This is a genomic window from Xenorhabdus ishibashii (assembly GCF_002632755.1).
GTDB lineage: Bacteria > Pseudomonadota > Gammaproteobacteria > Enterobacterales > Enterobacteriaceae > Xenorhabdus > Xenorhabdus ishibashii.
In genome coordinates, this window is sequence record NZ_NJAK01000001.1 from 1,774,121 (window position 1) to 1,795,556 (window position 21,436).

At 44.9% G+C, this 21,436-nt stretch carries 20 protein-coding genes and 1 pseudogene; all 21 read right to left on the bottom strand.

The annotated features are described in order from the left end of the window. Window positions 1-5: 5 nt before the first annotated feature. The 21 genes and pseudogenes from Xish_RS08450 to paaA all read right to left on the bottom strand — a co-directional run bounded on the left by Xish_RS08450 (window position 6) and on the right by paaA (window position 21,225). Window positions 6-878 (bottom strand): ParB/RepB/Spo0J family partition protein, encoded by an 873-nt coding sequence (locus Xish_RS08450; protein ID WP_099117483.1) that lies wholly within the window; start codon window positions 876-878, stop codon window positions 6-8. Continuing rightward, window positions 871-2,430: a recombinase family protein gene (locus tag Xish_RS08455; protein WP_099117484.1), complete on the bottom strand. Its 1,560-nt coding sequence runs from the start codon at window positions 2,428-2,430 to the stop codon at window positions 871-873. Before Xish_RS08455 ends, Xish_RS08450 begins: the two co-directional genes overlap by 8 nt. Before the next feature lie 554 nt (window positions 2,431-2,984). Further along, window positions 2,985-3,311: a lysozyme inhibitor LprI family protein gene (locus Xish_RS08465; protein WP_099117486.1), complete on the bottom strand. Its 327-nt coding sequence runs from the start codon at window positions 3,309-3,311 to the stop codon at window positions 2,985-2,987. Next, entirely contained in the window at window positions 3,312-3,743 is a 432-nt protein-coding gene (locus Xish_RS08470) for a hypothetical protein (protein WP_099117487.1), read from the bottom strand. 130 nt (window positions 3,744-3,873) lie between these two features. Further along, a complete protein-coding gene (locus Xish_RS08475) occupies window positions 3,874-5,205 on the bottom strand; it encodes a PI-PLC domain-containing protein (RefSeq protein WP_099117488.1) in 1,332 nt (443 codons plus the stop codon). 242 nt (window positions 5,206-5,447) lie between these two features. Next, the gene (treC, locus tag Xish_RS08480) at window positions 5,448-7,109 is read right to left on the bottom strand and encodes an alpha,alpha-phosphotrehalase (RefSeq protein WP_099117489.1); all 1,662 of its coding nucleotides are present in this window, start codon (window positions 7,107-7,109) and stop codon (window positions 5,448-5,450) included. Window positions 7,110-7,127: 18 nt separating this feature from the next. Further along, entirely contained in the window at window positions 7,128-8,561 is a 1,434-nt protein-coding gene (treB, locus tag Xish_RS08485; protein ID WP_099117490.1) for a PTS trehalose transporter subunit IIBC, read from the bottom strand. Between the two features lie 265 nt (window positions 8,562-8,826). After that, window positions 8,827-9,366 carry a dihydrofolate reductase family protein gene (locus tag Xish_RS08490; protein ID WP_099117491.1) on the bottom strand — a complete coding sequence of 180 codons (540 nt, stop codon included), beginning with the start codon at window positions 9,364-9,366 and terminating at the stop codon, window positions 8,827-8,829. 9 nt (window positions 9,367-9,375) lie between these two features. Further along, window positions 9,376-10,005 (bottom strand): type B chloramphenicol O-acetyltransferase, encoded by a 630-nt coding sequence (catB, locus tag Xish_RS08495; RefSeq protein ID WP_099117492.1) that lies wholly within the window; start codon window positions 10,003-10,005, stop codon window positions 9,376-9,378. Continuing rightward, complete coding sequence (paaX, locus tag Xish_RS08500; RefSeq protein WP_099117493.1) at window positions 10,002-10,943, bottom strand: phenylacetic acid degradation operon negative regulatory protein PaaX; 942 nt, start codon at window positions 10,941-10,943, stop codon at window positions 10,002-10,004. The genes catB and paaX overlap by 4 nt, the downstream gene beginning before the upstream one ends. A 168-nt stretch (window positions 10,944-11,111) precedes the next feature. Next, window positions 11,112-12,443: a phenylacetate--CoA ligase PaaK gene (paaK, locus tag Xish_RS08505; RefSeq protein ID WP_099117494.1), complete on the bottom strand. Its 1,332-nt coding sequence runs from the start codon at window positions 12,441-12,443 to the stop codon at window positions 11,112-11,114. A 141-nt stretch (window positions 12,444-12,584) separates the two neighbouring features. Then, window positions 12,585-13,798 (bottom strand): annotated as a pseudogene (gene pcaF, locus Xish_RS08510) (3-oxoadipyl-CoA thiolase). Further along, window positions 13,795-14,277 carry a hydroxyphenylacetyl-CoA thioesterase PaaI gene (paaI, locus tag Xish_RS08515; RefSeq protein ID WP_099117495.1) on the bottom strand — a complete coding sequence of 161 codons (483 nt, stop codon included), beginning with the start codon at window positions 14,275-14,277 and terminating at the stop codon, window positions 13,795-13,797. The pseudogene pcaF and the gene paaI overlap by 4 nt, the downstream one beginning before the upstream one ends. Next, the gene (locus tag Xish_RS08520; RefSeq protein WP_099117496.1) at window positions 14,267-15,898 is read right to left on the bottom strand and encodes a 3-hydroxyacyl-CoA dehydrogenase; all 1,632 of its coding nucleotides are present in this window, start codon (window positions 15,896-15,898) and stop codon (window positions 14,267-14,269) included. Before Xish_RS08520 ends, paaI begins: the two co-directional genes overlap by 11 nt. A gap of 2 nt (window positions 15,899-15,900) precedes the next feature. Further along, window positions 15,901-16,698 carry a 2-(1,2-epoxy-1,2-dihydrophenyl)acetyl-CoA isomerase PaaG gene (paaG, locus tag Xish_RS08525; RefSeq protein ID WP_099117497.1) on the bottom strand — a complete coding sequence of 266 codons (798 nt, stop codon included), beginning with the start codon at window positions 16,696-16,698 and terminating at the stop codon, window positions 15,901-15,903. Between the two features lie 3 nt (window positions 16,699-16,701). Continuing rightward, window positions 16,702-17,475, bottom strand: a complete 774-nt coding sequence (gene paaF / locus Xish_RS08530) for a 2,3-dehydroadipyl-CoA hydratase PaaF (RefSeq protein WP_099117498.1) — start codon at window positions 17,473-17,475, stop codon at window positions 16,702-16,704. Between the two features lie 29 nt (window positions 17,476-17,504). Continuing rightward, complete coding sequence (paaE, locus tag Xish_RS08535; protein WP_099117499.1) at window positions 17,505-18,593, bottom strand: 1,2-phenylacetyl-CoA epoxidase subunit PaaE; 1,089 nt, start codon at window positions 18,591-18,593, stop codon at window positions 17,505-17,507. Between the two features lie 30 nt (window positions 18,594-18,623). Then, complete coding sequence (gene paaD / locus Xish_RS08540; protein WP_099117500.1) at window positions 18,624-19,133, bottom strand: 1,2-phenylacetyl-CoA epoxidase subunit PaaD; 510 nt, start codon at window positions 19,131-19,133, stop codon at window positions 18,624-18,626. A 39-nt stretch (window positions 19,134-19,172) separates the two neighbouring features. Then, window positions 19,173-19,943, bottom strand: a complete 771-nt coding sequence (paaC, locus tag Xish_RS08545; RefSeq protein ID WP_099117501.1) for a 1,2-phenylacetyl-CoA epoxidase subunit PaaC — start codon at window positions 19,941-19,943, stop codon at window positions 19,173-19,175. A gap of 11 nt (window positions 19,944-19,954) precedes the next feature. Next, window positions 19,955-20,242 (bottom strand): 1,2-phenylacetyl-CoA epoxidase subunit PaaB, encoded by a 288-nt coding sequence (gene paaB, locus Xish_RS08550; RefSeq protein ID WP_099117502.1) that lies wholly within the window; start codon window positions 20,240-20,242, stop codon window positions 19,955-19,957. Between the two features lie 41 nt (window positions 20,243-20,283). After that, on the bottom strand, window positions 20,284-21,225 hold the full coding sequence (gene paaA, locus Xish_RS08555; RefSeq protein WP_099117503.1) for a 1,2-phenylacetyl-CoA epoxidase subunit PaaA: 942 nt from the start codon (window positions 21,223-21,225) through the stop codon (window positions 20,284-20,286). Window positions 21,226-21,436: the final 211 nt, after the last annotated feature.

The following is a 21,436-nucleotide window of genomic DNA, read 5'->3' on the forward strand; positions in this document are numbered from 1 at the left end:
AAAACTCACTCAGTATGGGAATGGGATAATATTGTTGGCATATCTGTGATATTGTTATCTCTAAGCAAAGAACAGAAATTCTCATCGCGCATTAGATTTTTAAATATCTCCCTGACAGCCATAAGCATTTCTCTTGTATATTTTGCTTTTGTTTGAATGCTTAAATGTTCATTAGCATTTTTTTGATAAATTTCTGATAGTTCTTCCGGTGTATACCTTTTCTGAGAACGGTTATTCACAAAAATTTTATTTTCCATACCTTTATCTCCCAACCTCCTCCGTTCTATGATACGCTTTATAATGTTAATCTGATTGCCCTTTATTTTTCCGTTAATCAGTGCTTCTGTAAGTGATTTCTGGATTTCATCATCGTTTGCTCTCGATATTTCAACTGCCAGATAAAGTGGAATGTGTCCAGATTCAAAAGCGGCTAAAAGTTTTTTCTCTCCTTTCTCCAAAAGACTGATTACACCATTTACCCAGCTAACAACATACCCTAAACGCTCACCGATTTCTTTATCCGTGAGTCCTTGCATTTTAAGTTGCTTTACGCTTTCCAATAATTCCGTTGCACGGGGTTTTCTTCTGGCAATATTTTCGGTCAGGCTCATCAGATGTCCCGTTTCTTCATCAACATCTTTAATAATTGCTGGAATATGTGTTTCATTGTATTGTTGATATGCTTCCAGTCTTCCTTGTCCACAAATCAGGGCATAAAGAAATTCATCATGAATTATTTTCCTTACAGTAATTGGCCGTTTGAGACCAATTGTATGTATGTTCATTTTTATTTCATTATGCGTAAATTTGTCTCTTTTTCGTGGGTTAACAATGAGTATTTTAGATATTTCTACCATTGTTATTTTTTCTTCATGCATTTTTTTCTCCCTGGATAGTCGTTCGTTTTATTAATTGGTAGAGAGGATGTAATGTATCGAATCTGTACAGTTCGAAACTGAATGGATTTTGCTTTCTCAGATAATGATTCCCGAAAATAACGTCTATTGAAGGAAATATATAGTAATCAACAATAGATTGGTTCAGGCTATCCATACGAATTGCAATACTTATATCCGGTGAAAGCAATTGGTCAAATTTAATTCGCCATCTAAGGTTTTCCGGTGATGTCCTTTGACACCTGACTGCCTGGAGGGTTAATGTGAATTCATCATTAACGTTCAGAATCCCTTTTTCTGGTGGGTCGCTAATCCAGCCATCGGAAAGATAAATATTATTGATTACGGACTCTGTTATTTCGGCATTTATTCCTTTCAGATATTTTTTGGTTTCCAGCCAGGAATAGTCAGTTTTGGGATCGTACCCAACCAGTTTATATACTCGAAGTAAACTACCAAAACGAGAGCGATAAACGCTACTTGAGGGTAATAACTCTTCCTCGTCAATGATAAGGCCGGATAATCGCCCCTTTTTTTGTAATAATGTGTGTAACTTTTCCAACAACTCATCTTCGGTAAAAATAAGTGAACGAGATTTTATTATATCTCTCGCTTGGTTGAATTTATCGTGACTGACTATCGGTTCATATGCTCCATTGCACCGTATCCATTCTTCTTCGGGATTTATTATGTATCGTTGCTTGAGTTTGAACGAAGTTTTATTGTAAACATTATTTCCAATATATTTTTCATTTGTGAGTATCTGATGAATTTTTCCCCTAGTCCATTCAGTGCCATTCTCAGCGAAGATCTTCTTTCTGTTGAGCTCAGATGCAATCACCAATTCAGGCTTGCCTTCTTGTATAAACATATAGAAAATTAGATTAACGATGTCTACTTCATTTTGTGGGCCAGGGATAAGTATAACCCGATCGGTATGAATACTCTTACGCTGGCCGAACTCAAGTATCCCTTTTGGATTCCGATGTTCATCAATGAGTAAACGACGTAATCCATATCCGGCCATTCCCCCCTGATGAAATCCTTTTTTTATCAAATTAACCTGTCCGAGGAATACTTTTTCTGACAAATTGCGACTGTAGCTTGCAGCACTATAGCGAGAAAATGACATACCCAGCATATACATCTCCGATTGTTCTCTGGAGAATGGTTCAGCACAGTAAATAATATTCACACCATGCATTTTTAACAAATAGGCATAATGCCCTGCTTCATCTGCATCCTGAAAACGCCCAAACCGACTGACATCATAAACAAGTAAAGCGGAGATATTAATTTTGTGATTTATGACATCATCAATTAATGACCTGAGTCCGGTTCTGCCAGTTAAGTTTAATCCACTCTTGCCAGCATCATTATAAGTATGAATGATAGTGATACCATGCTTATTTGCGTAATCATGAATGTATGCAGATTGATTATCTTGCGAGTATTTTTGATGCTCAGTAGACATTCGGACATACTCTGCAGCAAAAATAACTTCCCCTTTTGAATTAGATGATTTTTTTTCCATGTTAGACCTCAATGATTTTAACGGACTGAGTATTGAGCAATGTAATTAACACCTGCAACTTAAATTTCATGTCATGTTAATATCTGTTGATGTTTAGTTGATGTTTATCAAATAAAGACAAAATAATGCCTTTGCAATTAAAACTTTGCGAATTATTAAATGTCTACATGCTGCTATTTTCGCATTTAATAATGTAGTGACACTTTCTTTTTAAATATTGATAACTCAGCCAGAGGGGGAATAAAAATGTTGGAGAATAAAAGTATGGTGCAACACTTTCATTGGCAGAAAGAAAACTACCAAGTTTCAACAGACAAATCGCTATTAGATATCACCGCTATCCACCAATTTCTTACACGTTCTCGTTGGGCGGAAGGTATTAATCTCGAAACAGTACGGTCTGCTATTGAAAACAGCCTGACATTTGGGTTGTATAAAGACGAAAACCAAATAGGATTTTCCTGGCTCGTAATGGATTTTGCGGCGTTTGGCTATCTATATGATGTTTATGTATTGAAAAGAAGGTCCTTCCTTGGAACCATAATTATTTATTATCAAATCGGTTTCTCTATCCAATTATACAGTTTGTCAAGTTGATGAATGCGTTGGTGGTAACTTTGCAGCAAACAGGTTGTATCCCCCTTGCACTTTTGACGCTGTTTCAGCCATGCAGTTTGTTCATCATACATTGCGCCAGATACGCCCATGGCAAACAATCCTCGCAGAAAGTGATATTTCACACTTAATTCCACATCCAAATCATTTAGTTTTGGGTTTGAACAAATTGCTTTTTCATCCGGCTCCTTGGCTTTGGCACAGTCAAAACTAGCAGCAAAACTGAGTGGAGAGAAGATGAGTAATATAAACCAGAGATATTTCATTTAATTCTCCTCTATGGGAAAGAACTTGAATATTCGGGCTTTACCAGTTGCATCTAATTTGCAGGAAAATCGAATGTCGTGCCAACCATCATCCGCTCTATACATACCTATGCCGACCAACTCAGAAGGGGGGTTGAGTTTTATACTATCTTCTGAACCCACACCGAGGAAAACTTTATCAGCGTCTTTGTGATATTTTTTAATGATGGATAAGGCAAAAGGACGACAAATAAATTCTGCCACTTTTTTAGTATCTGACCAACTTTCTACCGTTGGCAATTCAGATTTATCTGTAACTTGTTTATTAATTAGCTGTTTTAGATATTTTTTTTGGTCTGGAGATAATTTTTGAGATGGCACTTGTGCTTGTGCAAAGGCAGATAATAGTAGGCTGATGATCCCCAAATAAGTTAAGCATCTTGAGTAAAACATAATAGTATACTCCTTGTTTGAGACTAAAAAGTATGGCACAGATTTTGTGGGAATGCTATTAACATACTACCATTGTATGGGCTTTGGGTAACTTTTAGACAAGATTATTATTAATCGATATATCTTTTGATTAAAGTACTATCCAATTGATAGCTAAGGCTAATGTTGTAACAGCTATATCTTTCACATTATCGACGAGAATAATATTAGGATATTCGTTTTTTTTGATATTCGGATAAAGAAGGTCTATGAACTCACGATTTGCTATATCGGCCAGTTCTTTAATGCTGAAACCAATTGTTGTAGGGCAGCTTGCTACTTGTATAGCGTCTTGGGTCAGCGTCCACTCTAACTCAAAGTATTGCTGTGGTGCATGGTCATGCATTTTTTTAAGTTGGTCTTTAGACATTATGTATATGTCATTTGTATTAGAATACTTATGATACATATTTAATTCACTAAGAAGAAAAAATCCTGCATCTTCATACTCACCTAAATCAATATCAGCTTCTTTATCTTCTACAAAGAATAAAACGGCTGAGCGGGTTCCATTAGCTGTCAGGGTATTGAGTGTTGAATCGGAAACGTTCCCTTCATCAATATGGAAGTATAAATTATTAATGTTAGATAATTTATCGAACAAATCAAACCACTGATCTTGGTTAAAAGGACGATAAGTATCAAAAAAACCCACATCTAAATTAAGGGAATGGGAAAGTTTTATCATAATCAATTCATTGTTAGATTCCATAAATGAATTAATTTCATCAATAATAGAGTTAATTGATTCACCATTAGCACCTTCCCAAAAGAAACCCAATTTTTTATAGTGTCCAGTAAAGAAATTTTTATCGCTAAGGACTGGTCTAATATCAAAATATCTTATACCTAATTTCAACTGATTTAAGATATTATTTGACTGAGTTAATGTATTACATTCTGAGGCTAAATGTGTACTCCATGTAGAGACACTCATTCCTGCATCGTGAGAACCAGAGATACAGATTTCTTTTAGTGAGTGGTTTCCTAAAATGTTAAGATGTTCTTGCATCCAGGATTCAGTGTTTATATTAGGCCCTATATAATTACCAACATCACCAATAAGGAATAAATAAGTTTTTCCAGATTGTACCCAACCAAGGCTGACTGCAGAACCTTTTTTATGTTTGTGTGTTTCTAAATTTTCCAAATAGACTTCTACATCGAATCGTCCAAGCTCATCTTTATACCTTCCACGTACTCTGAAAGTACTATTTACTGAATCCATTATTTGGAATGCTGCTTCAAAATTACAATTTTTTATATCAACTCCATTGAGAGATGAAATATCAAAATGTTGACAAAATCTAGATTTAATTGGGTATGGGATGTCTGGGATTTGCATAAGTTTGGAAGATACTGATGTAATTTTCCAATCGGAATTTGTGCTATTAATTAGCATGACATCTGAATATTGAGACATGATTATTTCTCCTTGTTAAAAGTAACCATATGTTATTATTCATATGTGTTACTTTTAAGTATAGCAGGGATTATCTAATATCAAGTGGGATTTAAAGAATGTTTTCTATATCGAACAAGTATGAAATTTTCTTATATTTTAAGGGGGGATACCATACCTCACCTTATTTTTAGCGAGGTATGGTATTTAAAATGTTTTATAAACAACTTATTACAATAAATGACAATATATAAATCACATTATCACTTTGATATTAAGTATATTGATTCATAAGGTTTAATTTTAATTTCATGATCTACCATTGCAGGTGATGAGTAATTGCTTATCAATACCTGCCATTCTTTGCTTAACAGTGAAGATTCTGGAGACCAAAGTTGGGTTTCATCGCTTAGGTTTGCAATGACCAGCAAGGTTTGATCCTGCCAACGACGCAGATAGCACCACAGCGACGGATGTTCTGGAAGCAGATCCAGGTAATCACCGTATGTCAGAATGGGCTGCTGCTTTCTCAGCTTAATCAAATTGTGGTAGCAATAGAAAACGGAATCTTCATCCTGTAATACGGTTTCGGCGTTGATCTCTGAGTAATTACTGCAAGGCGCAATCCACGGTGTTCCTGTGGTAAAACCAGCGTTTGCTGAATTATCCCACTGCATGGGGGTTCGGCTGTTATCACGGGATTTTTGCGCCAAGATTGCCAGTATATCCGCGGGTTGCATACCTTTCTCAATGCGCTCTTGATACATATTCAGGCTTTCGATATCCCGATAATCTTCAATGCGCGTAAAGTGAGGATTTGTCATACCCAGCTCTTCGCCCTGATAAATATAAGGCGTGCCTTGCATACCATGCAGCACCATCGCCAGCATTTTCGCGGATGTTTTGTGGTGCTGGAGTTCATCCCCGAACCGAGAGACAATACGCGGCTGATCATGGTTACACCAAAAAAGCGCATTCCAGGCCTTTTGGTGCATACCCTGCTGCCATGTTGAGAAAATCTTCTTCAGTTCAACGTAATCTGGATTTGCCAGCGTCCATTTTTCTCCGTTTGGATAATCCACTTTTAGATGGTGGAAATTAAATGTCATGGATAGCGTCGTTCCGTCCAAGGCAGCATAGCGTTGGCAGTTCTCAAGGCTGGTGGATGACATTTCACCAACAGTCATCAATCCTTTAGGCTGGAAAACATCATGGCTCATTTCTTGCAGAAACTCATGTATCCGCGGGCCATCGGTGTAGAATCGGCGGCCATCTCCGCGATCATCACTAGGGTAATCTTGCTGTTTTGAGACAAGGTTAATGACATCCAGACGCAAGCCATCAACGCCACGATCAGCCCAGAACTCACAAATTTTCTTCAGCTCAACACGAACCGGTTCATGCTCCCAATTTAAATCGGCTTGTTCAACCGCAAACAGGTGGAGGTAATATTGTTGACTCTCTGCATGCCATTGCCACGCATTACCACCGAATTTGGATTTCCAGTTATTGGGCAGGGAACCTTCAGAACCATCCCGCCAGATATAAAACTGGCGATAGGGGCTATTAATGTCTTGTGCCGCCTGGAACCACGGGTGTTGGGTTGAAGTGTGATTGAAGACCATATCCAAAATAATGCGAATGCCACGGCGATGGGCATTTTGCACCAAATTATCAAAGTCCTCCATGGAGCCATAATCAGGATTGATGGCACAGTAATCAGCGACATCATAGCCATTATCAACCTGCGGAGAGGGGTAAATCGGCGTGATCCAAATGGCCTCAACGCCGAGTCGCTGTAAATAATCCAGCCGTTGGGTGATCCCGTTGATATCTCCTGTACCGCTACCGGTACTATCCTGAAAACTTTTTGGATAAATTTGGTAGATAACGCTATCCATCCACCAGGGTTTTTGTTCCGTCATAAATAGATACCTACAAAATTAATTGGCCTGTTCATTGGATAAGATCGCTTTGCGTTCATTTCTGCGATAAGCCAGAACGGTCAGCAGGAATGGCACAGCAATCGCGATGAGCATGGCAATCAGATAAACCATCCAGAACTGCGGCTTGATAGAAAGAATCCCTGGTATTCCGCCAACGCCGATACCATTAGCGGTTACATGGTTGAGCCCACAAACCAGCCCAGACAGCGCTGCACCAATCATTGCGCAGAACATGGGGTAACGGTATTTAAGGTTGATACCATACATGGCGGGTTCGGTGACCCCCAGATAGGCTGAAATGGCCGCAGGAACAGAAATTTCGCGTTCTTTTTGTTTCTTGCTTGCCCAGACAATGCCAAGAACGGCAGAACCTTGGGCGATATTAGATAGCGCAATAATAGGCCAGATCGGTGTTCCTCCGGTGCTTTGGATCATTTGCAAATCGATGGCCAGTGTTGTTTGGTGTACACCTGTAATGACTAACGGTGCGTAGAAGAAACCAAACAAAGCGGCTCCGATAGGCGCAAAGCTACCCGTCATTAGACTTTTAACAACCCAGGCAACACCATCCCCGATAGCACGTCCGGCAGGGCCTATCAAGGCGTGGGCAAGGAGAACCGCCAGTACCAGAGAAACCACAGGGACAATCACAAGATAGAGATAGTCTGGTACCCATTTTTTCAGTCGCGTTTCAATCCATCCCAACGTCAGGCCGGCTAATAGGGAAGGAATAACCTGAGCCTGATAACCGACTTTAGAAATGGTAAACCAGCCGAAATTCCAGACTTCGGGCGTTTGTTGCCCAAGCAGGTAAGCATTCATCAATTGCGGGGAAACCAGGGTAATGCCGAGAATAATCCCCAGAATGGGGGTTCCGCCCATTTTTTTGACGGCAGACCAACAAATACCGACAGGGAGGTAGAAGAATACGGCCTCGCCGATTAGCCAGAGAAAATCATAGACACTTTGCCAGACAGGATAGAGCTGCGCGAGCGATTTGCCTTCACTAAACGGGATATCGCCGATCAGGTTACGAAAACCGAGGATTAAACCTCCGCTGATCAGGGCTGGCAGTAGGGGGAAGAAGATCTCAGCAAAATGTGAAATTGCATTTTCATACCATTTCATATTTTGGCGAGCAGCTTGCTTAACTTCTTCTTTATTAACGGATTGTTTTCCTGTGGTTTCAAGCAGCGCTTTGTAATAAACATCCACATTCGTCCCAATCACGACCTGAAATTGTCCGGCATTAGTGAAGCATCCCTTGACCATTGGTAACTCTTCAATGGCTTTGGCGTCGGCATTTTCTGGTGTATTAAGAACGAATCTGAGGCGGGTGATACAATGACTGACGGAAGCGATATTCTCTTTACCACCAATCAGGGTAATAAGATTATCAATATCCTTTTGATTTATTTGTTTTTTCTTCATGCCTTTTCTCCTTGGTATGGCAGGAGTTATAAATAATGGAGTTTTGCGATTAACAGAATGATTATTCTCGTGATGAGATAATGAAATAGACTGAGATAATAGCAGGTCAATCGTAGACAGATTTTTATATTTTGAATATGAAAAGTTGCTTTGTTTGAGTTTTAGATCACACTTTAGGCTATTGATTTGAAATTAAAGGATTTTTTATATTCATGGTGCTTATTATTATCGGGTTTTTAGTCAGCAGATACGCCAAAATAGTCAGTCATATCATTTTAATATCCATAATTGTTTCAATCGCGCCATTTCGTAAGCATCTTTGCTTATTAGGCGTTACATTAACAGCTTGGCTAACGGGCAGGACAGGAATACCAGAGCCTAAGAAGACTGGAATGGTGGTAATAAACAGTTGTTGTAACTCTCCGGCATCGGCAAAGCTTGCGGCAGTCTTACCTCCCCCAATGACCCAAACATCTTTCCCTTTAGCTGCGACTTTTGCCTTGGCGGCAATATTTTGGGGATTATCTTGAGTGATAACGGCATTAATGTTGGCAGAAATCGTTAATTTTCTTGAGGAGAGGATAAAGGAAGGAATATTTTGATACGGCCATTCATCTGCGGCATTTTTCATAATCCACTCATAGGTTCCAGCTCCCATAATTGTGGCTCCGATATTTTGATAAAACTCATCATAAGGAGTGGCATCATCGCCTGGCGGAAAATCATATAACCAACCTAATTCATGGTTTTTAGTAGCGATATAACCATCCATTGTGGCGGCGACATAATAGATGAGTTTTGACATGGTTTTTCCTTATTTTTGCTCTTTCCACCACTGATATAGCGCTTCAATATCCGATGATGTCATCAGCTTCATTGCTGCCTTAAGTTGTTCTAGTGGCCAGTTCCACCACTGCATTTCCAGTAGCAAGGTAATGTATTCATCAGAAAAGCGTTTTCGGATCACTTTTGCCGGATTGCCACCAACAATGGTGTAAGGTTCGACATCTTTAGTCACCAGCGCACGAGTGCCAATGATGGCACCATCACCAATTTTTATGCCAGGCATAATGATCGCTTCCGCACCAATCCAGACGTCATTGCCGATAATGGTATCTCCCATAGGTTGGTAGCCATCTTGTGCATCGGCAAAGGCGGGTTCTTCCGGCATATAAAAAAACGGAAATGACGAAATCCAATCCAGACGATGCCCTTGGTTGCCTGCCATCATAAAGGCGACACCTGTACCAATGGAGCAAAAGCTGCCGATAATGAGCTTATCGACATTGGTTAAATCAGGTGATAAATAACGGGCACATTCGTCAAATGAATGGCCGTGATAGTAACCGGAATAATAACTGAAACGGCCAACCTGAATATTGGGATTGGTAACCTGTTCCGCTAATGTTTTGCCCTTAAAGGGGCTGTCAAAATAGTTTTTCATAGGGTATTTATTTCATTGTGTAATCCGCCGAAACGTCGGTAATACGCGGCGGTGGGTTGAGGTAATTGGCCAATAGTCGTTTCGCAACGTTCACTGACGTAACGTGTTGCCGCAAGGCCAATGTATTGATAAATATTTATACACAAATTACGGGCAATTTGCCCTTCCCATTGTGCGGGCAGCAGGGCATCAGGCAATAGTGGATCGCGCAGGACTATACGGCGGTAAAAGTGTAGCAGCAGCAGGCGCAATTGGAAACAGCGTTCTGGTGTCAGGTCGTCCTCATGGCAATCCCGCAGCAGTGTCATCAACGGGCGGAAGGAAACAATAAATTCGTGATAGTGCTGTGATATCTGCTCCAGTGACCAATTGTTAGAGACGAGTTCTTTCAAGCTCTGTTGCGAACGTGGGTAGGGATAATCAGCACGGAAATAGATGACGGAATCGCTGGCGTTAAGCTCCCCCAACAGGGAAGGAATGTCTCTTTGGGTATTGCTTGGTGCGGCGATCAGGGTGCTGTTAAATTGCGCAAACCCGAACCAGGCCAGCTCTTTTCTTAAACGGTTACGTTCGTTTTTGGTGGTGCCTTCCAGTAGCAGCAGATCCCACTTGCCATCCCATTCTGGCTGCTCATTGAGATAGATTTTATTCTCTGCATGACGAAACTGATGCATTCCCCGCTCGGCGATGCGGTAATAACTGCGTCGCCCTAGTTTTTCTACCGTAAGCCACCCCTCTTTTTGCAGCCTGAATACGGATGTTCTCACGAAACGGTCACTAAACCCCATCGGCTCCAGCAAGAGGCTCAAACTGCCAAGCCAAACTTCACCGCCACGGTGATTCAGAGCGTCCCCATATAAGGAGATAATCAGCGATGTTCCGCTGACAGGCTGTGCATTGAGAGCGTGTTGGATAAAATCGTCAAGTTTATGTGCCATAGTTTCTGTGATTTGCTCAAAAGTGTGTCATAACGTTAGCATAACTGTATCGATAAGCTTAATCGATACGCTTAGAGAAAACCCTTCGGAGCAACATATTGTTGGGAAAATACTATTGAAAAAGGTGCCACCGCTGTTTCATCGCATTTAACTTGCGGTGGCAGAAAGTTATTCGCGTGGTCGGTTGTCGATTACCCGTACCGCTTTACCTTCTGAACGAGGAATGACACCACAATTGACGATGCTGACATCGGTGCTAAGTCCTACGGTCGATTTTATGTGATGGCGCAATTGATGACAGAGGTTGCAACGTTGTTCGTGGTTCAGCAGATCGGGTTCTTTCAGTTCAACTTTGACTGACAAGCAGTCATGGTTACCCTCGTGGTTGACTTCCAATTGATAATGAGGGGAAAGCTCCTTAAAGCGTATAATTTGTTCTTCTATTTGTGATGGGAAAACATTGATGCCACGGATAATCAGCATGTCATCGGAACGGCCGGTGATCCTGTCCATACGCCGCATATTACGTGCTGTACCAGGCAATAAGCGTGTCAGATCGCGGGTGCGATAGCGGATCACGGGCATGGCTTCTTTGCTCAGGGTTGTGAGAACCAGTTCTCCGGTTTCGCCATCTGCCAGATTATTCTGTGTGTCAGGATCAATGACCTCCGGATAGAAATGATCCTCCCAAATGGTAGAGCCGTCGGCGTATTCCAGCGATTCCATCGCAACGCCTGGCCCCATCACTTCGGACAGGCCGTAGATATCCAATGCTTTGATGCCCATGCGTGTTTCAATTTCAGTACGCAAAGCGGCTGTCCACGGTTCTGCGCCAAAGATGCCAATACGTAAGGAGCACGTGCTGGCATTCCCACCCATTTGGCGCTCCAGCTCATCCAGTAAAGTCAGGCAATAAGAAGGCGTCATCATAATGATGTCAGGCTGGAAGTCCATAATCAGTTTTGCCTGTTTTATGGTGTTGCCACTAGACATCGGAATGACAGTTGCCCCCAGTCGTTCGGCACCATAGTGTGCCCCTAAACCTCCCGTGAACAGTCCATAACCGTAAGCAATGTGAACTTTATCTTTGGCACTGACTCCGGCAAAGCGCAGACAACGGGCGATGATATCCGCCCATGTGTCGATATCCCGTTGGGTATAACCTACCACAGTAGGACTTCCGGTCATGCCGGATGATGCATGGATGCGCACGACCTGCTCCATCGGGACGGCGAAGGCATCAAAAGGATAGTGTTCCCGTAGATCTTGCTTGGTGGTGTAAGGAAATTTGGTGATGTCACTGAGTTGCTTGAAATCACTCGGATGGATACCTGCTGCATCAAATTTGTGGCGGTACAGGGGAGCGTTGTTGTAGGCGTGGTTGAGGGTCCATTTCATCTGGTTAAATTGCCACGCCTGAATCTCATCACGTGAAGCAAATTCAATGGCATCCAGAGGTTGTTCAGAGGGTTTTTTTAGGTTTTGTACGTTGTTGCTCATAGTTTCCTGTCCTTTTGTTGATTTGTTTGTAACAGGTTGCTTTTGTCGTTATGTGCACGTAGTGATATGCAGGTGTTGGTTAAGTCAGTTAATCGTGTATCAGTTTTGTTGTTGTAAAAATGATCGTTGTGAAAATAGCTGTTATGAAACACGTTCAAGAATCATGGCGATGCCTTGTCCGACGCCAATGCACATGGTGCATAAGGCGTAACGTCCGGCACGTCGCTCCAGTTCAAGGGTGGCAGTCAGTGCAAGGCGGGCACCGCTCATGCCCAAAGGGTGCCCCAGTGCAATTGCCCCTCCGTTCGGGTTTACGTGCCCTGCATCATCCGGTAACCCCAGTTGGCGCATCACAGCCAGTGCTTGTGCAGCAAAAGCCTCGTTCAGTTCAATAACATCCATTTGATTTAGGGTTAAGCCTGTGAGTGCCAATACTTTACGAGTCGCAGGCAGTGGCCCGATCCCCATGATGCGTGGCTCAACACCACATGTTGCCGTTGCGACGATGCGCGCCCGTGGTGTCAGCCCTTGGCGTAAGACTGCCGTTTCTGAGGCAATGATTAGCGCCGCCGCACCATCGTTAATACCGGAAGCATTACCCGCAGTGATAGTGCCACCTATACGGAATGGGGTTCTGAGCCTTTGTAGTTGTTCGAGTGTTGTTTCTGGTCGGGGATGTTCATCCTGTGAAATGACCGTAGCTACGCCTTTTTTGTTGGTTGGAGGCAGAGTAACAGGGCTGATTTCCTCAGCTAATACTCCACGTCGTTGCGCTATGGCGGCACGTTGTTGGCTGCGCAGGGCGAAGGCATCCTGATCATCACGGCTAATTTGAAACTGATCGGCCACATTTTCCGCCGTTTCTGGCATCGAGTCTGTGCCGAATTTCTGTTGCATCAAAGGGTTAATGAAGCGCCAGCCAAGGGTAGTATCAAAGATCTCAGCCTGTCGGCTGAAAGCGCTGTCTGCTTTGCCCATCACGAAAGGAGCACGGGTCATGGATTCAACCCCCCCGCCAATATCAGTTGGGCATCGCCGGATTTAATACTGCGAGCGGCGAAGGCCAGCGCATCCAGACCAGATCCACACAACCGATTGACTGTCGTGCCAGAGACCGAATTTGGTAGTCCTGCTAACAATAGTGCCATACGTGCGGCGTTGCGATTATCTTCTCCTGCCTGATTAGCGCAGCCGAGGATCACATCATCAATTTGTTCCCAATCCAATGCTGGATAACGAGTCATCAATGCCTGTAGCGGCAGGGCAGCCAGATCATCAGCCCGCAGGCTGGATAGCGCACCACCATAACGGCCGATAGGTGTGCGGAGACCATCACAGATAAATGCATGATTCATGATTGCTCTCCCTGACGGTTTGGCTGGTTTTTTTTCACCGCATTGTCTGAAATAGAGGGACTGAGACGGTGGGCGTAACCGCGGAAAAAAGCCACGGCCTTGCCGTTCTGGTTGGTAATTTCTACGTCGTACAGGCCGGTGTTTTTGCCTTGATGCCGAACAGAAGCGGTGGCGGTCAGTTGATCACCCATCCATACCGGACGGATAAAATCAATGTTGCCTCTGGAAGCGACGGCTGCCAGTCCCTCGCTGTTGCAGGCGTAGGCGAAAGCCGTATCCGCCAGACTGAACAGAATGCCGCCGTGACAACGTTTATGACCGTTTAGCATGTGAGGCATGATCTCCATGCTGAGTCGGGCGAATCCGACATCGATATGTTCGATGTGCATTCCCATATTTTGGGCGCAGGCATCCTGAGCATACATGGCTTCTACGTGATGGCGAGCCAGTTGACTTGCTGTGTTACCATTATTTTGCATGGTCAACCCCTTTCTTGTGTTTTTGAGCTTGCTGGCGAGGGAGTTTGGTATGTCCTGCCGCGAGTTGGCGCAGCAAGGGCACTGGGCGGTAACGGGGTTCCCCATAAAACTTCTGCAAGTTTTCCAACGTATTGAGAATATGTTTCCAACCCAACTGTTCACCCCATGCCAGAGGGCCGATGGGATAATTCACGCCATAGCACATCGCCAGATCGATATCTTCAACGCTGGCGATACCTTTATTAATGGCATCCAGTGCCTCATTGCACAACATAGCAACGGTACGCATGGTTAGCAGGGCGGGATAATCCGGCAAGAGAATAACTTGCTTACCGAGGGATTGCAGAAAACCGATCACCTTTGTCGTTTGTTGGGGCGTATTCTGGCAGGCGGCACTAAGAGTTATGACAGAAGCCAATTGGTGATTGGCAGAAAGATCAAATTGCATCACGGGTGCCCTGACTTCGTCGGCAATCTGTGCACTGGTTCTTCCTTTGGCCAGAATCAAGAACGTTTCATCAACCTGTAAAGTCGGGGAGTGGAATCGGTCATTTTTGTTTTCTTCGAAGATGATCCCATATTGCTGTAACTTAGGCTGTTGTAACAGGGCAACAAAGTGTGGCAATGCTGCCCAATTTCCTGTCGCCTTGATCCGCACAGGCTGTTTTTGTGCTTTGGTGTGTTTCGGCTCTATTTTAGGTTGTGGCTGGGTCTCTTTTGTTCCTCCGTTTTTTCTTACGCTGTTGTTTCCTTTTATATCATAGGCATAGAAACCACGACCGCGTTTGCGTCCAAGATGATCGGCATCCACCAGCTCTTTTTGCAGCAGTGAAGGCTGGAAACGGGGATCGTAATGGAAGGCATGGAACAGGGATTCAGTCACAGTATAGTTAATGTCATTGCCAATCAAATCCATCAGTTGTAATGGTCCCATCGCAAAACCGCCGGATTCTTTAAGGACAGTATCCAGTGTGGCGGGTGTCGCAATCCGTTCTTCCAGTGCGCGCAGGGTTTCAGCATAGAATGGACGGGCGATGCGATTGACGATAAACCCCGGCGTAGAACGGCAAATCACAGGCTGTTTTTTCCAGCCCGTCACGAGGGTTTTGAGTGTTGCCACGGTTTGAGAGGACGTTTCCAAACCTTGTACGATCTCTACCAGCTTCATCAGCGGAGCTGGATTGAAAAAATGTAACCCTGCCATGCGCTGCGGGGCAGACAGAACACGGGCAATGGCGGTAATCGACAATGATGAAGTATTGCTGGCAAACAGGGTTTGGTGTGAACAGATGGATTCCAGTTGCTGGAAGAGATCCTGTTTGGCTTCCAGTTGTTCGATAATGGCTTCGATCACCAGACCACACGGTGCCAGTGCATGTAACGAATTCACCTGAGTGATGCGCTGTAACAAGGCTTCTGTTGCGCTGGCTTCAGCTTTACCTGCTTCCACACGTTGATACAGGCGGGTACGTAAATTGTCCAACGCCTGACAGACCGCTTCGCCCTTGAGGTCAAACAGCAGGACGGAATGTCCTGCCTGAGCTACAACCTGGGCAATGCCGATTCCCATTGTTCCCGCACCGATAACGGCTATGGAACCGCAGAGGTGAGGCGTGTTCATGATCATTTCCCCTTGAACGTCGGCTGGCGTTTTTCAATGAACGCATTGACACCTTCACGGAAATCTTCGCTATATCCGCACTGGCGTTGTAAATCTCGTTCGAGAACAAGCTGTTGTTCCAGTGTATTAGTTGCGGCTGCATAGGTGGCTTGTTTGATGCAGCCAAGAGCCAAGGTAGGTTGAGTAGCAAGGTGTAGGGCGAGCTTCTGGGTTTTATCTTCCAACTCTTCTGGCGCAACGACTTGCCAGATCATGCCCCAATCCAGTGCTTGTTCAGCGCTGATTTTGTCGCCTAAAAGTGCCATCCCCATTGCCCGCGCTTGTCCAATCTTATGGGGCAGAAACCAGCTACCGCCAGAATCGGGTGTCAGGCCAATACGGCAGAAAGCCTGAATAAAGCTGGCAGTGCGGGAGGCAATAACAATGTCACAGGCCAAAGCAAGGGAGACACCCGCACCAGCCGCCACGCCGTTGACGGCGCAGATAATGGGCTTAGGCAAGGAAGTCATACGCCGGATCAGTGGATTGTAGTAGCGTTCAACCGATCGGCCGAGATCAGGAATACTGCCATCAGAAATGATGGCATTGCGATCATTTAAGTCTTGTCCGGCACAGAAGCCGCGTCCGGTTCCGGTGAGCAGGACACAGCGCACGGATCCATCCTGTTCAGCAATATCCATTGCCTGACTTAATTGTTGGTGTAGTTCCTCGTTAAAGCTATTGAGGCATTCTGGACGGTTGAGAGTAATGCTAAGGACACCTGCTTGTATATCAGTCAGTACCGTTGACATGTTTTCCATCTGTCAGAACCCCTTAAATGTTGGTTTACGTTTTTCTAAAAAGGCGGAGATGCCTTCCTGACGATCGGTTGTACCTGCCAAAGCAACAAAGTGTTGGCGTTCGGTGAGTAGCCCTTGTGACAGGCTGGTTTCTTGTGCGGCTTTGAGGGCGGCTTTGGCTGCCCGCAATGCCAGAGGAGAAAATTCACTGATGCGTTGGGCGAGTTGCTGTGCACGCTCTAATGTCAGGGCATCAGTGCAGACTTCGCTTACCAGCCCCGCGTCCAGAGCGCGATGGGCATCGATAGCCTCGCCGGTTAATACCATCTGGTAAGCCAGTGCCTTGCCGACGCTGCGGATGAGTCGTTGTGTTCCCCCCGCCCCTGGCATCAGCCCTAGGGTGATTTCTGGTAGACCAAAACGGGCGTTTTCTCCACAAATCACCAAATCACAAGCCAATGCCAGTTCGCAGCCCGCGCCAAGTGCGTAGCCATTGACAGCGGCGATCAGAGGCTTGCTGATATTATTTAAACGTTGCCAAAGTTGTGGACGGCGATCAGTCATAGCTGTCGCAATGTTTTGTTGTTGCAGTTCTTTCAGGTCGGCACCTGCCGCGAAACAGCGCGCTGATCCCGTAATAACAATGGCGCCTGTTCCGCTATCCGTATCCGCGAATTCCAATTGCTGCACGAGTTGTTCCAGACAGTCATTACTGAGGGCATTGCGCACTTCTGGCCGATTTAGGGTCAATGTGCGTACTTTTTGCTGCTGGTGGCATAAAATCCATTCCTGACTCATGGTAGCTCCTCACAAGCATATGAAAGTGGTTAGATATCAAAATCGACAACTACGCCATCGCCTTTCGGCCATGACTGGCAGCTTAAGATATAACCGGCAGCCAATTGATCAGGTTCCAGGCTGTAGTTCATCCTCATGTCCACTTCACCGGATTTAAGCCGGCATTTACAGGTAGCACATACCCCTCCTTTACAGGCGTAGGGTAAGTCTGCGCCCTGACGCAATGCGGCATCGAGGATACTGTCATCTTCGGTGTTCATGGCAATGTGGAGGGTGCGGCCATCCAGATGGATCTCAACGCGAGTCTTACTGCGTTCTGCGGGATTGGCTGAGCGGGGCTTTATTGTGGCTTGTCCGGTATTGAAGCGTTCACTATGGATACGCTTAGCAGGTATCCCCGCCTGTTCCAGCACAGAATGAGCATCATCCAACATGGCTTCCGGTCCACAGAGAAAAGCATGGTCGAATTGGGTAAAATTGAGCAGGATTTTACCAACGCGGTTCAGGTGTTCAGTATCAATACGTCCGTTAAACAATGGGCTATCAGTGGATTCCTGACTAAACAGGTACAACACCTGAAAACGGCTCAGATAGCAATTCTTGAGATCGGCCAGTGCTTCTTTGAACATGACAGAGCGACTGGTACGATTGCCATAAATAAGCGTAAAAGTACTATTGGGTTCTAGTGCCAGCGTACTTTTGATGATCGATAAAATGGGAGTGATACCCGAACCGGCGGCGATAGCCAGATAATGCCCCTGTTGGTCGGTATCGGGGTGATGACCAAAATTTCCTTGTGGCTGCATGACTTCCAGCTCATCCCCGACTTTTAATTGTTGGTTGATGAAAGTCGAAAAGCGGCCTTGATGAATGGCTTTGACACCAATTTGTAATACATCATCCAACGGTGAGCTACAGATGGAGTAGCAGCGGCGTAGTTCTTCGTTATCTACTTTCGCCTTGAGTGTCAGGTGCTGGCCAGGGTGATAAGAAAACTGTTTTTTCAGCGCTATAGGAATATGCAGAGTAACGACCACAGCATCCGGCGTTTCTCTTTCGATGGCGGCAACGCTTAAGCGGTGAAAGCCATGTGAGCGTGTTTGATGCAAAGTGGACATCTTCTACTTTCCTCGTTAAGTGCATCCTCGTTAAATGCATTTGAAATAATCAAATGGTTCCCAACAATCTCGACAGCGATAGAGGGCTTTGCAGGCAGTAGAACCAAATTCGCTGATTTTTTCTGTTTCATGGCTTTCGCAGTACGGACAGATGATGGGATCTATGTCTGCCGTCTTTTCGCAAGATAATCCCTGAGGTGGGGCAATGCCGGATTCTCGCAAGCGTTGTTTGGCCTCTGCATTTATCCAGTCGGTGGTCCATGCGGGGTTCAGGCTCACTTCGACATGCACCGGAGAAAAGCCTGCTTGTGCCAGAATTTCCTGAATAGTTTCGATCAGGTACTCCGTCGCAGGACAGCCGGAATAGGTTGGGGTAAATATCACCCGCCAGCCGTTTTGCAAGGACGTGACAGCCCGTATCATGCCGAGATCAGTAATGGAGAGTGCAGGCAGTTCTGGATCAGCAATCTGGTGCAGGCATTGCCAGATTTGATGAATTTCTGGCGGTTGTATCTCTGAATAAAAACATAGCTGTTCCATGATCTTCTCCCATTACCCTCTGTTTTCTATTCGTTTTTGTCACCAGTTGCAGTTGGGGTAGGTGCGTTGCAGGTATTGCATTTCTGCCAATATGTATCCCAAATGTTCTGTGTGCAGTCCTTGTTTTCCACCTTGGCGATAAGGTGCCTCCTGTGGAATTTCTAGAGTGGCTTCGGTGAACGTTTCGTTGATGATTTGTAGCCACGGTTCATGCAGGGTGTCGGGATCAACGGCAATGCCCGCTTCTGCCAATTGCTGCTCTATTTCGTCGCAATGGAAGAGTTCGCCGGTAAAGCGCCACAGTTGATTAACGGACTGTTGGATTTTTGCGTGGCTCAGTTCTGTTCCATCCCCCAATCTGATCATCCAGCCTCGGCTAAATCGCAGGTGATATTCCACCTCCTTCAACGATTTGGCACTAATGGCCGCTAACTGGGGATCTCGGCTTTGTCCCAGAGCCTGATGCAGCAAGACGTGGTAGGCATCGATAAAAAACTGACGTACCAAGGTGTCGTTAAAGCCGCCATTAGGTTGTTCCACCAGCAGCAGATTGCAGAATTCGCGTTCATTACGCCAAAACGCCAAATGATCTTCATCCTGTCCTGAAAGAGTAGCGGCATAACTGAGGAAATGGCGTGCTTGCCCCAATAGGTCGAGCCCGATATTGGACAAGGCGAGGTCAATTTCCAGTTCTGGCGCATGTCCACACCATTCGCACAGGCGCTGTGCCAGAATCAGCGGAGTATCTCCCTGACGAAGTACATATTTGAATAAGGCATGATTGGGTGATGAAATACTGTGTATATTCATATTCTCATCCCTTACATATTCTTGATGCCATCAGGGATGGTGTAGAAAGTCGGATGACGGTAAATTTTGTCCTCCGATGGCTCGAAAAAAGCGCCACGCTCTTCCGGTTGTGAAGCCACCAGATAGATGGATTTCACTGCCCAGATGGAGCAACCTTCATTGCGTCGCGTGTAAGCATCACGTGCATTTTCCAGTGCCATTTGATCATCTGCTGCGTGAAGGCTGCCGACGTGACGGTGCGCCAATCCCTGTTTACTACGGACAAAGATTTCATACAGTGGCCAATCGGTATCTTTCATTAGAGTCACTCCCTTTGATGCTGTTCGGGTAACGCCTGAAATTAAGCGGTATGGTTTCTGCTCGCCCTTTTTTTGGCGTGAACAGAAGCCGCTTCCCGTACCCAACTCCCGCTTTCCCAAGCCTGGCGTTTGGCTTCCAGACGTTCGTGATTGCATATCCCCTGCCCTTTCAACACTTGATAGAATTCATCCCAGTTAATTTCACCAAAACAGTAATGTCCTGTTGTTTCATCCCAAGCCAGCTCAGGATCGGGAGCTGTCATACCCAAGGCTTCCAACTGGGGCACAGTGTTGTCGATGAATTTTTGCCGCAGTTCATCATTGCTGAATCGCTTGATTTTCCAGGCCATGCTCTGGGCGCTGTTGGGGGAATCACTGTCATTGGGACCAAACATCATCAATGTCGGCCACCAGAAGCGGTTAATGGCATCTTGTAACATGGCACGCTGGGTTTCGCTGCCATTCGCCAGCACCGTTACCGCTTCATAACCTTGGCGCTGGTGGAAACTTTCTTCCTTGCAGATTTTCACCATCGCGCGGGCGTAGGGACCATAAGAGGCACGGCACAAAGCAACCTGATTAACAATCGCCGCACCATCCACCAGCCAGCCAATCACGCCAACATCTGCCCAACTGAGGGTGGGATAGTTAAAGATCGAGGAATATTTCATCCTGCCATCCAGCAGTTTTTGGTAGATGTCCTGACGGGAACAGCCCAATGTCTCAGCGGCGCTGTAGAGATACAGCCCGTGTCCTGCTTCATCTTGTACTTTCGCCAGCAATATGGCCTTGCGACGCAGTGTCGGGGCACGGGTGATCCAATTGGCTTCCGGTAACATGCCGACTATTTCCGAGTGTGCGTGTTGACCGATCTGGCGTATCAGGTTTTGGCGATAGGCTTCGGGCATCCAATCTTTAGCCTCAATAGAGAGGTCTGCTGCTATTTTTGCCTCAAAGCTCGCCTGAAGTAGATCAATTGTCATGCGTGACTCCATTATGATTCTTATTTTTGATATAGGAAATAAAAATGAATCACTTTATGTAACCGCAAATCTACAAAATGGTAACAAAATAGCAAACACAAAAATTGTTTATTTGTTGTTCACATCACAATATGAATTTTTATTCTTTATAAAACAATAGATTAATTATTTTTATTTAGCGGTGGGATAAATATTAACAAGTGATTGGGTG